Here is a 13,073-nt window from a genome sequence, read left to right on the forward strand (position 1 = left end):
AGGTCAGCTCAGGAAGAGGGTCAGCAGAGTGCCGGCGATGACGAGCGACCCGTAGCAGAACAGCATCGGCCGAGACAGCAGTACGGGCAGCCAGGGCGCTTCGCCGCCGTAGCGGTGGGCGTCCATCGTGAACGGGGGTGGAGGGGCCTCCCCGCCGGTGACGACCTTCTCGTGCAGGCCCCGGAACAGCCGCTCCTGACGAAGGTAGTAGCCGTCGAGCAGCCAGAATCCGATCGCCACGGTCGCGGTCACCGGAATCGTCCTCCAGGGCGTGCGGCCGTGTGCCACGGCGATCAGCGTGCTGTCGAGCGTGATGCACCAGCCCTTGACCAGGAAGGAGTTGTTGCCCAGCCGGGAGATCACGCTCTGCAGCAGTTCCAGGTGTTTGACGTCCTGCTCACTGAGGTGCGGGCGCCGGCTCATTCTTGCGGCGCCGCTGCCGGGGCGAACCGCGCGGGCGCGTCAGGGATCAGGAACTGGCGGTGCAGTTCATCGACGAGGTCCTCCAACTGATCCTCCAGCAGATCTGGGGCGTACTGGTTCAGCAGGTCGGTGTAGTGGTCCAGGATGTCCAGGCGCAGCCGGGGGGTGGCTCCTCCGCTGCTCTCCTCGTCCACGGGCAGGGCGTACTCCCGTAGCGGCAGTCGCAGGGTGCCGGCCAGCCCGGTCTCGGCCCGCTCGTCGACGATTGCGGCGCACGCGTCGTCCACCACCCGGCGCGCCTCGGCCGCGGCCCACTCCACGGCGGCGGACAGCCGGTGCCAGGACGCGGCGTGCGCGGTGATCCGCTCTCGCGCCGCCGGGACCATCATGCGCACCTGGCCCTCGGCGGAGGACAGGTCCTTCTTTGCCTTCTTGCAGCTCTCGGCGTACGGATTGTGCGCGAGGACCGCTGTGGTCAGCGTGGCGAGGCTGAGAGCGGTGAGGACGAAGACCGCCATGAGGTAGCCGTTCTCCCCGAAGGTCGCAGTGACCTGGTTGCTCTGCTTTGCGCGGCTGTGGGCGGTCGCCGCGAGCAGGCCGACGAGCAGCGCGTTGCCGAGCACCGGCAGCGTCAGGCCGGGCCAGGGAAGGTCGTCGGGCCGCCGGGTCTCCTCCCGCGGACCGTCCAGCCGCCACAGGTACCGCCAGGCGGCCCAGGGGGCACGCCGTACGCGTGCGAGGCGGCGGTCGTTGCGCTCCCGGAGCCGGAAGAGCGAACGGGCGAGTACGGAGGCCATGGCGAACTGGAGGCAGGACACCCCGATCGCGGCCAGATAGCCGAATGCGTGGATCGCCGTGTTCGCCAGGCCGTGCGCGTCCGGCAGATCCAGGAGAAGAACCACGGCCTCCCCGACGAAGGGCAGTTCGAAGAGCGAGCTGAGCACGAGCATGACCCACCGCAGCCACTTCCACGGTCGCCGTCCGTGGCGCCGGTCCTCCGGCCCGTCCGCGGCGTGCCGGTTCCTTACCTCCTTGACGTCGTCTCGTGCCTGCCCCGCTGAGCGGCGGGCCGCGAACCACCGCACCACGTCGATGGCCTCCCGCGCGGACTGGAATGTCTCGTGGAGTGCGTCGCCCATTTCGCCGAGGGAGGACTGGGCCTTGGCCAGGTCGGTGTTGCCCCGGGTGAAGGCACGCGTCAGCGCCGCGTGCTCCTGGCTGTCCACAGGGTCCACGGGGCGCCCGGCCTGGCGCTGACCGTTCGGGTCGACCAGAGGGAGGAAGGGTCTGGTGCAGGGTATCGGCGACTCGCGGGGACCCCCAGGTCCAGAACCGTTACTGCCGTTCACGTTCATAGCTCGGCGTCCGACCTCACTTCCAGAAGACGCGGATGTCCACGCGGCGGTCGCACTGGAGCCGCTCCTTGGCGGACATGTCGTCGGTGGACCTGCTTGCGGGGCACCCTGGGGACACCCCCTGGCCGAGCGCGTGGACGCGTGCCCTGGGCACCCCGTGCTCGGCGAGCACCTCGGCCACCGCGTTCGCGCGGCTCTGGGAGAGCGACCGGTCGTTGCCGGAGCCACCACGCGGATCGACGTAACCGTCGACCTCGACGCGGTCGAGTCCCGGTGTGGTGCGCGCTCGGACGGCGATGTCGGCGAGCGGCGCCGTGGCCGTCGGGCGCAGCTCTGCGGAGCCGGTGTCGAACAACGCGGCACCCGGCAGCGGATACGTCCGGGAGCGGCCGTCCCGGTACGGCACCGTCGGGTCGGCGGGTACCGGGCCGGTGGCGTGCGGGGTGGGCGCCGGGCCGACCGGGGTGTCGACGGCCGTGCAGGACGCTGCGGTCCCGCCCGCGCGTTCGCAGAGGGTTCTCCACAGGCGGGCCAACCATGCGCGCTGGCCCTGGTTCGCCGACGGCTGGTCCTCGGCCGACTGCCCCAACCCCACGAATGTGACGTCGACGCCAGTCAGGTCGGGCAGTTCGGAGAACTCGCCCTTGGTGGCGCACACCGACGCGATGGCCTTGATCTCCTCCTCGGAGCCGAAGGCGGCCTGGCGCAGGTCGGCGCAGCCGGTGGTCGACAGGCCGTCGCTCAGCACCACCAGCCGCCGTGAGCCCTCGACCCCCCGCAGCAGGGCCACGCCCGTCGCCAGCGCGCCCAGGACGTCGGTGCCGCCGTGGGCGGGAACCGCGTGCTGAGCGGTGGTGAGGTCCTCGGTGAGGCATCCGACCGCGTGGTCCCGGTTGGACTTCTGCCCGCCGGAACCTCGCGCGCTCCTCTTCCAGTCGGCGGACCGCTTCCGGAAGGCCCAGTCGACGTCTCCGGGGGCGCCCGCGAAGGTGCCGAGGGAAAACGTGTCGCCCGCCGCGACCCTCTTCCGCAGCAGGGCGTCGGCGGCTCCGGAGTAGTCGGGTCCTCCGGCACCGAGCACGGAGGCCGAACGGTCCATCAGGAGGACGGTGGCGCCCGCGCGAGGGCCGGGGGCCTGGTCCTTCATCCAGGCGCAGCCGGCTCTCGGATCGTCCGTGTCGCAGCCGACGAGCAGGGCGGCGAGCAGAACGACCGGTGCCAGGGCGCCGGCCGCGCGGGTGAGGTGGGATGTCCTCACAGCTCCATCTCCTCCAGCATGACGAGATCCCCGGCCCAGGCACCCGGGCCGAGCCCCATCTCCTTGCGGAAGGCGTTGAGCGCCGTGTCGTACATGGTGGTGAACTCGTACATCCCGGAACGCTGGTGTGCCCCGCTCGCGCCCTCGAGTGCCCGCAGCAGTGCCTGGACGCTGGTGAGGCGCTCCTTGCGCAGCGCCGACATCACCACGTGGAACTCGTCGTCGGCGAAGGCGGACGCGAAAGGCACCAGCAGGCGTCGCTTGTGCGCGTCGAGTTCGTCGAGCAGTTCCAGGTCCTTGATCACTTCGAGCCAGGCCTCGGTGAGCTCCCGCGCCCGCTTCGCCCTCAACTCACCGACCCGCAGTGTCTCCTTCAGAGTCAGTTCCTCCAGGCGGTACTGCAGCACGTGATCACGCACGGCGGGATCGACGCGCACCCGGACCGACGGTGTGCAGCGGATGCGGCCCTGTGCGTCGTCGTAGCACCAGTTGCCGTCTGTCGAGAGCCTGGTGTTGATCGCCTGCTCGGCCGCCTCCGGGTCGTCCGGCGCACAGGCGCGGGCGGCCGTCCAGGCGACCCGGAGCAGTTCCTCCCGAGCCGTCTCCTCGTGCTGGCGGACACGGGTCTTCAGCGTCTCCCGGGACATCTCCGTACTGGTCCACCGGAAGGCAGGAAAGACCTGGAAGGAGAACACGTCGCCGTGGGCCGCCATGGGGATCGCGCTCTCCACGGGCGGTGACTGCACCGACACCTTTTTCCGCGGTCCCGCTCCGTCGGTGTCGTCGTCGGAGCGGGCGTCCTCCGCCTGCGGCTCGCCGGTGCCGTCGCCGTTCTTCGAATGCCACCATGTGCGTACCGCTTCGCGCACGGTGGCGAGCAGGCCCTTGGGCCGTCGTCGCATGGCTGATCCTCCTGTGATCGGCTGGACTGCGGGATGTGGTGGGGAGCGGCCGGGCGGGCCGGCGCTCAGGTCCGGCGCTTGCGGATCGCGCGCAGTACGCGTCGCGCGCAGGCCGCGTCCGGGTTCTGCTGCACCGTGCGGGCGACGTTGAAGAGGGCCCGGGGAAGGTGCCGTTCGGTCGAGAGAACGCGGGGTGCGAACCTCTCCAGGAACAGGCACAGCTCGCTGTCCCTGTCGCCGGCCAGGAGCCACTGCTCCAGCAGCGCCCACGCCAGTTTCGTGTGGTCCGGGTCGAGCAGTGCGTGCCGCCACAGCAGCGCAAGGGACGTCTCGCGCTCGGGACTCGCCATCGCCCGGTCGGCGAGCGTCGGGCGGAACGGCAGTTCAAGCCCGACGGTGTACGGGCCGAGCACGAGCAGGGTCCCCACCGCGTGCCGGAGCGGGGACGCGTCGTTGTCCGGGCACCTGACCCACCGGGCGAGCGCCTCGGTGACGGGTTCGACGCCACCGGGTGTCAGGAACAGTGCGGCCGTCGCGTAGGCGATGGAGGCGTAACGGACGGGAGTGCGCCGGCCGCCCAGCGCTTCCAGGGCCTGCAGGGTGCGCGGAACATCCCGCGTGCCCACCAGCGTGCCGTAAGCCCGGGCCGCGCTGTCCCGCAACTGCGGTGTGGGGCTGCGGGCCCAGTCGGCGACCTGCCGGTCGATCCGTGCCGTCAGCCAGGAGTCCCCGGCCTCGACGGCCACCGCGAGGGACAGGGCGGCGTTCTGCCGGATCCGTGCCGACCCGTCGCGGGCCCAGAACTGTACGAGGTCCCGGTAGACGCTGTCGAGATCGTGGCGCAGCAGGAGGCCTGCGATGACCGCGGCCCTCGACCGGACCCGCGGCAGCCGGTCCTCGGCCAGCGTCCGCAGCCACCGCAGCAGTGGTGCGCGCAGCCACCCCGCCCCGTGCCAGACGACGTCGAGCACGGTCGCCATCAGCTCCGGCTCCGCGAGCCGGACGCGGCGCGGATTGTCGGACAGGCCGGCGTCCGGTGCCGCGGCGATGCCCGCGCCGGTATCGACCAACTGGTCGATGACCAGGTCCAGGACCCGGCGCTCGGGAGCGGCCTCGCGGGTCTCGGCCCGCTGCACCTCGTCACAGAGCAGCGTCCCGGCCCGGATGAAGTCGGACAGGGGCAGGCCGTCGAACAGGACGAAGGCGAGGCGCAACGGCAGCTGGTGAGGGCTGAGTGCCGCATCGGGCGCCGAGCCCAGACCGAGCAGGTTCTGGGCCTGGGTGCGCAGCCGGTCGCGCCAGGCCCCGAAGGCCTGGCCGAGTTCCTCTGCGGGACGATGCAGGTAGCCGGCCAGCGTGCTCGCCAGGGACACGACCTCGCGGACCGGTGGGTTCGCACGGAGCTCGTCGTCCACACGCGGGTCCCGCAGCGCGTCACGCAGGAACTCTCCCAGGGCCTGCCGCGGACATTCCCCCGCCCCGTGGTCCTTTGCACGGTGCTTTTGGAGGGCAGAGTCCAGGTGAGCCTTGAGCACCTCCTTCAAGTCGGGCCCGGTGTGCCGGAACGCGTACGGTGACAGCGCGTCGATCTTCGCTCCGGCGCTCTGCACGATCAGGACCACGTGGGCCCCGATCCGCTCCGCCCGGAGCGCCAGGGTCTCCAGGGCGGCCGGTGTGGGCAGCTCGGTGCCCAGGTCCAGCACGACGCCGTGCCCCTTGGCGAGCTGCTGGTCGGCCTGCTCGGCCAGGGCCTGTGCCAGTCCCGTGCCTCCGCTGTGCAGGACGGCGACCCGGTCTGCGCCGCAGGCATCGGCCAGCAGTACCCGGGCGGTGTTGTCCCGCCCGGTACCGCGGGCTCCGATCACGACGGCGAGGTGCGTCGACGTCAGGCAGTCGGCCATCGAGCGGTGATCCGGGACCGGTGCGTGCAGACGGTGGCGCCGCTGTATGTCCCCGGCGTCCAGCGGGGTCCGCTGGAACTCGACGGGTTGGGAGCCGGCCAGGTTCAGCGAGAGGGCGGTGTTGTGATGTCCGCCGTACGTGTTCGCGTTGCCGGTGGAGTGGCGGATCAGGAAGGAGAACTGGTCGCCGGAGATCGGTTCGACGGTTTCGCCTTCGTCCTCCGCGGCCCGGGACGGTCGGGGTGCCGACGGCCGCGGACCGGGAGCGTGCGAGCTGCCCGTGGCTCCCTGGCTGTCGTCCAGGGCGCTGCCGTCCTTCGGGGGGCCGGGAGCCGACGGGGCCGCCGTGCCGTCCTCCGGGGCGGCGGACAGGGGGGTGGCCGCGTCGACGGGGTCGTCCTGCCGCTGCGGTGCCTCCGTGACAGGGAGGTCGGTGCCGGAGGCGGCAGGGTCGGCGTCGCGGTGATCGTCCGCCGGGGTGCTCACGGGTGCTCCAGGTCGTCGTCGTCCTCGGGGTCCGTAGCGGTGGCCGGAGTGGTGGAGTCGTAGTGGTTGATCGAGTTGTACCGGCCGCCGAAGATGGCGTTGCCGCCGTCCATCCGCTCGATGGTGAAGGCGGTTCCACCGCCGGTCCCCGCGCCGCCGCCCTCGCCGCGCCGCTTCGGCCCCAGATCGGGGACGGCCTCGCGGATCGCGGCGAGGAGCGGAGGGAAGTCGATGTGCTCCTGGTGCGGGCGGAAGTAGACGGCCTGCCGGTATGCCAGGTACCGGATGTCGGCGGGGAGTTCATCCTCGTCCGGGAGTTGCGCGCCGTCGACCAGGACGGGGATGACGGGCAGCTTGTACAGGCCGGCGAGAGCGATCTCCCGGCGGACCCAGTCGTCCGCACGGTCGATGAGGCGGCGGCCCGAGGCGTCCGACACGGACGCCCACCGGGCTCCCACGACCACGAGCAGGAGGTCGCACTTCCTGACGGCCCGTTCGAGCTGTTCACGGAAGTCGTGGCCCTTCGGGAGGCTGCGCTGGTCCCGGAACGCCGCCCGCGCGCCGAACTCGCACTGGAGCTTGGTGTCGATGTGCGGGCCGACGGAACCCGTGTCAGCGCGACGGAAATTGGTGAAGAGAGAGGGGGTCACGGGGCTCCTCGTTCCGCGATGGAAGAGACGGCTGGTTCGCCATGTGTGCCTCGGGCGTGCGGGAAGGCCGCTGAATGACCGAAGGCGGTGCGTAAACCTGACATTTTCAGTCGCCCCGAGGGGGGTCAACGGTGTTGCCTGGCGCCACTTGTGTCGGCAACAGGACACAAAATCGGTCCACAGGGGCCGCATGGGATCGAGGCGACGGATGTGCCCGGTCGCGTACGGAGGTCCGCCCGTGCTGGATTCGGTGCGTCCGCGGTGGCGGTGCGGCGCACAGGGGGGTGGTTCAGTCCGCTGAGCCGCGGCGTGCGCGCGGTGCGGCGTCACCGCTCAGGCCGGCGGCGATGACCGGGAGGACCTCACGGACTGCCGCATGCCCGCTGCGCCTGGTCAGTGCCGAACGGAGTTGCCTCACGTCGGTTCGTACGGTGGCCGAATCGGTCGTCATGACGTCGTGGGCGACGGACTCGGCCACCTCGCAGGCGCGTTCGATCTCTCCGGCGTCGGCCAGGGCCAGGGCCAGCCGCGCGCTGTGGCGGGCTCTGGCGCGCAGCGCGTACGGTGCGATCTCGTCCTGGCCGGTGTCGAGCAGGGTCACCGCGTCCTCCGGTCGGCCGAGTTCTCGCAGGCACCAGGCCTTGACGAAGGCGGTGAGGTCGGGAATCTGGGTGCCGCCGAGGGTGGGAGTGCCGTCCGGCTGCGGCTGCGACTGGTCCAGGAGGCCGGCGCCGTGGTCCAGAGCCCGGCGGCAGGCGTCCTCGTCGCCGAGGAGCGCGTACCCCTGAGCCTCGCGCTGCGCGGCGAGTGCTCTGATGCGGAGGCCCCGGGCACGCGTCCCCGCAGCTCGGGCGAGCTCGACGGTGGCGAGCGAGTCGTCCTGATACAGGGCGAGTTCGGCCTGCCTCAACAGGGCGTAGGCCACGAGCTCCTGGTCTCCGACGGTCTCGGCGATTTCGGCCGCGTGGTCGGTCCAGTACCGCGCGGCCCGGTCGTCACCCGCCTCCTGCCACATCCACCCGGTGTACTCGGCGAAACGTGCGGCGAGCCCCAGAGCGGCGCTCCGGTGTGCGTGCGCCGTGCCACGTCGCAGTCCGCGGAGGGTCGCGGTCGCCGTGACGCTCAGTGGGATCACCACGGCCGGTCCGGAGAACTGGCCGAGCCGGCGGCATTCGTCGAAGAGGGCCCGGAACACCGGGAGTATCGCCTCGGCCGGCGCGTTGTTGAGCGAGGCGGGGGTGATGGCACTGCGCGCGACGACGGTGGGAATCCTTCCCGCCTCCGAGGCGGCCGGGCCGGGGGACATGAAGTCGCCCTCCCCGTCGTCGTGCAGGTGGAAGGACCAGGAGGCGGCGCCCGTCGACGCGCCCGCGGCCGAGTCCCGGTTCCGTTCCCCGGCGGGTCCGGGCGTCAGCAGCGCCGCAAGCTCTCCCCCCGCGTGGAGCTTGGCGTCCAGGGCGAGGGCCATCCTGCCCGTGGGCGTGGCGAGTCCGCGCTCGATCTTGCTCAGGTACGACTTCGAGATGTGGACCGCGTCGGCCAGTCGGGCCAGTGACAGCGTGGACTCCTCCCTCCTGCGGCGCAGTTCCGGGCCGAAGTCCGACCGGGCTGGTGACATGGTGGCTCCCCGCCTTGCTCCGTTGCTGGACGGATATTGCCACACTTGGAAAGAAGATCGTCTACTTAATTAATATGTGCGAGCGTATGTCCGAATCTGAGCCGTATCTTCGATAATGCGTTCTGGTTTCGTGGGATTGGCGCCCGCTTCCTGCCACGTCCACCGGCTGTACTCCGCGAAGGCGAGATGCGCCGAGAACCACGAATCGCCGGGGTCTCGCCCTGGTGTCCCGGTGACGTGTGCGGCGGCAGGGGGTGACTCAAGCCTGACGCAGGGCCTTCGCGAAGCAGCGGCTGGACTCGTAGTGGCGGTAGTAGCCGAACTTGACGCACGGTTCGTAGCCGCTGGAGGTGTACAGGGCGATGGCCTCCGGCTGCTCGGTGCCGGTCTCCAGGACCATGCGGAGGCGGCCGGCCGCATGGGCGTCGGCCTCCAGGGCCGCGAGCATCCGGCGGGCGAGGCCCCGGCCGCGCATCGCCTCGATGACGAACATGCGCTTGAGCTCGGCGTCGCCGTCCTGGTTGCCCTCGCCGTTCGCGTCCTGGCTGCGCCAGCCGCCGGTGGCGACCGGCCGGTCGGACTCGTCGTACGCGATCAGGTAGACGCCGTTCGGCGGTGCGAAGTCGGCCGTGTCGAGGACGGTGGCGTCGCCGCCGTCGCCGTAGCGCAGCTGGTACTCGGCCTGGACCTCGTCGTTCAGCTTGACGGCGTCGGGGTGGTCGAAGGCGACCGGGCGTATATTCATGTGAGGCATCGTATATTCGTGCGGGCGGTGAACGCGGTGGACAACGGGACTGCGTCCAGTGTGCCGGTATCGTGCCCTGGTGCTGACTGTGACCTCGGTCTATGTGTGGAAAACACTCATACCGTGACCTGCGGTGATCTGGAGCAGCGCGCCCAAAGCGCGCAGTGCCTTGCTGCGGCTCTGACCGGCGAACATGCGCGTAGGGGTAGGTGACCCCGGCACCTGTTTCAGGGTGCCGGGGTCACGTGTGTTGCGGGCCGTACCGCCCTGCGGGGGAACGGCGGGGTGGCCGTTCAACGGCGGTTCAAGTATCCGAGGGCGCTGTCAGGGCGCACTCTCGGTCGGCGACTCGGCCTGTTCGGTGAGTCGGGGTCACTGCGAATGCGCCCACCTCGGCAGTGGGTGGCCCGGCGTGCCCGAGCTTGGTGCGGTGAGTTTATCGTTCGCGTGTTTGAATCTGGGTCGTTTCGGCTGGCCAGTGACGTGCGGCGAAACTGTGCGGCTTCGCCTTGCATGCAAAGGTGGCGGAGCCCTTCTGGGTGGACGGTGACCGCCTCGGACTGCGTAAGAGCGTGATGTTCGCAGGCGTACGCCGTGCACTGCGTGTGATTGTGCGAGCGGAAAGGGCTAAAGTCCTTTCAGTCGAATGCCTAGGTGGCGAATTACCCCATGAAAGTACGGCTGTGACCTAGTCGACACCGAGGAATCAAAAAAAACTTTCCGGAAGCAGTTGTGGGTCGCGCCACATATGCACGATGGTTGTTGCGCGCCCAAAAAGGGCCCCCAGCCCACTACTTGGCGGTGAGCGGCTGGAGGCCCCAAGGCGCTGTGCCCTTCGGGAGCATCCGAGAGAGGAACAGTCCTTTGTCACGCAAGCGTAAGACAGCCATGCCCCAACGCGACACCTCCAAAGGGGAGCTGATCTCGTTGATTCTGGCGATCGCAGCACTGTCGGTTGGAGCCACACTTGTGATCGCCCACGCAGCGACAACAACCGAGGCTTCCAGCTTCGTCGTTACCGTCCTTGCGGCGATCGGCTGGGGGGCTCACCGAAGTAGGTAGCTGGGCACTGGTTCTACTGCTTAGTTAAGACCTCGACGAGTTCGGGGAGCTGCTGGGCTCGATTGGGCTCTGAACAGAGGCGATATGCGGTAGAGGCGATGGGCAACCCCGGCATCTGTGGTCACGGTGCCGGGGTCGTTCGCTGTTTGGAGACCTCGCCGCCCCTGCGGGGGATCAAGGACGGCGAGGCCGATCAGGGGAGGGCGTGTGCGCCTGTCGGCGTGCCCTTTTCGCGGTGCGTGGCCCATGTCTCGGCAGCGGCCGTGAGTACGGCTCTGTGAGGCATGGGACGCGTTCGTTCCCAGTCCTCCCACGCGGTGTAGACGGTGCGCGCGAACAACGTGAGGGTGTCAGGGGTGGCGGCCTGGTACACGGGGACTTGCCGGGCGATCCCTTCGGCCTGCTCCGGCGTGTGGCCGGCGGCGATGAGGCGGGGGATGGTCAGCGCGGTGTCTGCCCACGCAGGGGCGGGGCAGGCAAGGGCCCAGTCCAGTAGAAGCAGCTCGCCGGCATCTTTCATAAGCATGTTGTGGGGGGACAGGTCCGTGTGGGCGAGTGCTCTGCCTTGGAGTCCGCTCGGTACGTCCTGAGGCAGGAACTCGGCCCACCGTGTGTGAAGCGGCTTCTTGTTCAGAGTCTCGGGCCATGGCGTCTGCGATACAGCGGTGAGCGTGCGTACGAGGGCGGCGAGATCGTCCGAGCCTGGACCCAGATCGGGGTACCGGCCCTCGACGTATTCGTATCCGTACAGCCGCCACCCGCCGGCGTCGACCTCCCATAGTGCGCGAGGCGCAAGGGGCGCGTACTGCGTGACCTTGGCCTCGTGGCGGTACACCCACGCCTGTGGGTCGTCCTCGCGGGTGCCTTTGACGAACGCTCGGCCGGTTCGGGCGTCGATGGTGCAGGCAAGTCGGGACATGACGCCGTGCGGCGCGGTCTGGGCGTCGTCGACTGGGCCCGTGTGGCGTTCGACGGCGGCCCGGGTTTCTGCTGGTAGGTCGTGCCATTCGATGCGATCCACCCGCGGTCTCCTGCGTTGGTCGTGCAAGGGGGCCGGACCCCCGGCTTGGCCACAGCGTGGCACAGACCGGGGGCCGGCGAGGGTACTGCTACGGGTGGTTCGGGCTGTCCGAGCAGTTCGCGTGGCACTGCGAGCACTCGGCGAGGTCCAGCTCGGGCCAGAACTCCATGTCGATCTCGTACCCGGCGAGCGTGATCGCGTCGACCGTCCGCGCCCGGAGGGCCTTGCCGCCGCCGTGCTCCTCCGGGTCGAGGTATCCGGGCTGGTGGTCCAGGAACCGGCCGAACGTCTTCTCGCAGAACTCCCGGTACGCCTTGGTGTGGAGCAGGAAGGCGTGCCAGAAGTCATCGACGAGCGGCGAGGGGCTGAGCGGCCTCACGCTGAAGTCGCATGCGGCGAGGAACGCGAGCATCTGCCCGACGCCGCGGTCGGCCTTCTCCTCCGTCAGCTGCGGGAACTTGGCCCGCATGTTGTCGACCAGGGTTTCGCGCAGTTCCGTGCTGATCAACGTTCGCGCGTCGGTTGCAGGGCGTTCCTGTGCGGTGGTCACGTGCTTGCCTCCATGACTTGTGGTGGGTGCTGGCACTTGCAGGACTCTCGGCCGGTTACGCTCGGTCTCAGCGGGTCGGCCCGGGGTCCAATCCACCTCGGGGCGGCCCGTCTGCCGGTTCAGCTGAGGCGCCGGCGGAGGAACGTCGTTCCCCACATGAGCTGACTGCGTTCGAGACTCTCGGTGAGGTGCCGCATGGTCTCGGCCCTGTCGGCGCCCAGCGCGAGGGGGGCCAACGTGAGATACAGACGGCAACCGGCGCCCACGGAGACCAGGGCTAACCAGTCCTGTGACGGTTGCGGGACCGTCATCACGTACTGATCGTGTCCGTAGTCGAGCGCGACGCGCCCACGGCTGAGCATGAGCTGTCTGCCGATGGGTGGCGCAGGCTGATCACCAGGGCCGAGGTGCAACGCGGTTGCGAGGCGTCGCATGCCTTCCGTGACGGTTTCGAGGGTCTCGTGTTGGCGGCGTGGTCCGGGGTGCGTGATGAGTAACTGAGCGGTTGCCTTCGTGCCGTTCCGGTGGATGCCGGTTGCGGCGGTCACGGTGGCGACGAATCCGGGGCCTGGGGGTATGTCGAGGGGCGGCGCGGTCATGATGCCTTCACCTCGGCCCACACGGTCTTGCCGGACAGTGCGTCGGTGACGCCCCAATCGGCGCACAGGGCGTCAAGGATGATCAGGCCGCGGCCTCCTTCGCTCTCTTGTAACTCGGGGCGGGGCCGGGGGCGGCGCTTCACAGGGTCTTGTACCTCCACTCGGGTTCGGGTGTCGTTGACGTCGAGTTCGACCCGCATTGAGTCGCCGGGAGCCGTGCCGTAGCGGATGGCGTTGGTGACCAGCTCGCACGTCACCAGTTCGACCGCGTCGATGTACTCGGCGGACGCGTCCGGTAATTCGTACTCGAAGTGATCGCGCACGAACTTTCGGGCGACGCCGGCTGACACGGCCTCACCCGCCAAGAGCAGCACCGGCGGGGGGCCGTCAGCGGGTGCGCAGCAGGCGGGCGCGGTGGTCCGTCGTCGTTCGATCATGTGTCTCCCCTTACGGGTTGACCGTCCCGGCCCAGGGCGCGGACCGGATGGTTCGTCCGACTAGGC

12 protein-coding genes and 1 pseudogene are annotated in these 13,073 nt (G+C 69.8%); 1 reads left to right on the forward strand and 12 read right to left on the reverse strand.

Features of this window, described 5'->3' with window-relative positions; genetic code table 11:
• Positions 1 to 3 precede the first annotated feature (3 nt).
• The 8 genes from AB0472_RS15320 to AB0472_RS15355 all read right to left on the reverse strand — a co-directional run bounded on the left by AB0472_RS15320 (position 4) and on the right by AB0472_RS15355 (position 9,338).
• Positions 4 to 423 (reverse strand): hypothetical protein, encoded by a 420-nt coding sequence (locus tag AB0472_RS15320; protein ID WP_366356739.1) that lies wholly within the window; start codon positions 421 to 423, stop codon positions 4 to 6.
• Positions 420 to 1,649 (reverse strand): hypothetical protein, encoded by a 1,230-nt coding sequence (locus AB0472_RS15325; RefSeq protein ID WP_366356740.1) that lies wholly within the window; start codon positions 1,647 to 1,649, stop codon positions 420 to 422. Before AB0472_RS15325 ends, AB0472_RS15320 begins: the two co-directional genes overlap by 4 nt.
• Before the next feature lie 145 nt (positions 1,650 to 1,794).
• Complete coding sequence (locus AB0472_RS15330) at positions 1,795 to 3,036, reverse strand: OmpA family protein (protein ID WP_366356742.1); 1,242 nt, start codon at positions 3,034 to 3,036, stop codon at positions 1,795 to 1,797.
• On the reverse strand, positions 3,033 to 3,938 hold the full coding sequence (locus AB0472_RS15335) for a hypothetical protein (RefSeq protein WP_366356744.1): 906 nt from the start codon (positions 3,936 to 3,938) through the stop codon (positions 3,033 to 3,035). The genes AB0472_RS15330 and AB0472_RS15335 overlap by 4 nt, the downstream gene beginning before the upstream one ends.
• Before the next feature lie 65 nt (positions 3,939 to 4,003).
• The gene (locus AB0472_RS15340; protein ID WP_366356745.1) at positions 4,004 to 6,325 is read right to left on the reverse strand and encodes a hypothetical protein; all 2,322 of its coding nucleotides are present in this window, start codon (positions 6,323 to 6,325) and stop codon (positions 4,004 to 4,006) included.
• The gene (locus AB0472_RS15345; protein WP_366356747.1) at positions 6,322 to 6,975 is read right to left on the reverse strand and encodes a toll/interleukin-1 receptor domain-containing protein; all 654 of its coding nucleotides are present in this window, start codon (positions 6,973 to 6,975) and stop codon (positions 6,322 to 6,324) included. Before AB0472_RS15345 ends, AB0472_RS15340 begins: the two co-directional genes overlap by 4 nt.
• A 289-nt stretch (positions 6,976 to 7,264) precedes the next feature.
• Complete coding sequence (locus AB0472_RS15350) at positions 7,265 to 8,593, reverse strand: helix-turn-helix transcriptional regulator (RefSeq protein WP_366356748.1); 1,329 nt, start codon at positions 8,591 to 8,593, stop codon at positions 7,265 to 7,267.
• 259 nt (positions 8,594 to 8,852) lie between these two features.
• Positions 8,853 to 9,338, reverse strand: a complete 486-nt coding sequence (locus tag AB0472_RS15355; protein ID WP_366356750.1) for a GNAT family N-acetyltransferase — start codon at positions 9,336 to 9,338, stop codon at positions 8,853 to 8,855.
• Between the two features lie 503 nt (positions 9,339 to 9,841).
• Between AB0472_RS15355 and AB0472_RS15360 the strand changes: the two are divergent.
• A pseudogene (locus tag AB0472_RS15360) lies at positions 9,842 to 9,952 on the forward strand (diacylglycerol kinase family lipid kinase); the annotation flags it as partial.
• Between the two features lie 641 nt (positions 9,953 to 10,593).
• Here the strand turns inward: AB0472_RS15360 and AB0472_RS15365 are convergent.
• From AB0472_RS15365 to AB0472_RS15380, 4 genes are all read right to left on the reverse strand, one after another.
• Entirely contained in the window at positions 10,594 to 11,421 is an 828-nt protein-coding gene (locus AB0472_RS15365) for a phosphotransferase (protein WP_366356752.1), read from the reverse strand.
• Between the two features lie 88 nt (positions 11,422 to 11,509).
• Positions 11,510 to 11,971, reverse strand: coding sequence for a hypothetical protein (locus tag AB0472_RS15370; RefSeq protein ID WP_366356754.1), 462 nt, complete (start codon positions 11,969 to 11,971; stop codon positions 11,510 to 11,512).
• Between the two features lie 119 nt (positions 11,972 to 12,090).
• Positions 12,091 to 12,570, reverse strand: coding sequence for a hypothetical protein (locus tag AB0472_RS15375; RefSeq protein WP_366356756.1), 480 nt, complete (start codon positions 12,568 to 12,570; stop codon positions 12,091 to 12,093).
• Positions 12,567 to 13,007, reverse strand: a complete 441-nt coding sequence (locus AB0472_RS15380; RefSeq protein ID WP_366356757.1) for an ATP-binding protein — start codon at positions 13,005 to 13,007, stop codon at positions 12,567 to 12,569. Before AB0472_RS15380 ends, AB0472_RS15375 begins: the two co-directional genes overlap by 4 nt.
• Positions 13,008 to 13,073 lie beyond the last annotated feature (66 nt).

The sequence above is a fragment of the Streptomyces sp. NPDC086777 genome (genome assembly GCF_040702065.1).
GTDB lineage: Bacteria > Actinomycetota > Actinomycetes > Streptomycetales > Streptomycetaceae > Streptomyces.

Excerpts from the sequence above, each read along its gene's own strand:
- AB0472_RS15355 (WP_366356750.1), bottom strand. The coding sequence starts at position 9,338 with ATGAATATACGCCCGGTCGCCTTCGACCACCCCGACGCCGTCAAGCTG.
- AB0472_RS15380 (WP_366356757.1), bottom strand. The coding sequence starts at position 13,007 with ATGATCGAACGACGACGGACCACCGCGCCCGCCTGCTGCGCACCCGCT.
- AB0472_RS15375 (WP_366356756.1), bottom strand. The coding sequence starts at position 12,570 with ATGACCGCGCCGCCCCTCGACATACCCCCAGGCCCCGGATTCGTCGCC.
- AB0472_RS15350 (WP_366356748.1), bottom strand. The coding sequence starts at position 8,593 with ATGTCACCAGCCCGGTCGGACTTCGGCCCGGAACTGCGCCGCAGGAGG.
- AB0472_RS15335 (WP_366356744.1), bottom strand. The coding sequence starts at position 3,938 with ATGCGACGACGGCCCAAGGGCCTGCTCGCCACCGTGCGCGAAGCGGTA.
- AB0472_RS15320 (WP_366356739.1), bottom strand. The coding sequence starts at position 423 with ATGAGCCGGCGCCCGCACCTCAGTGAGCAGGACGTCAAACACCTGGAA.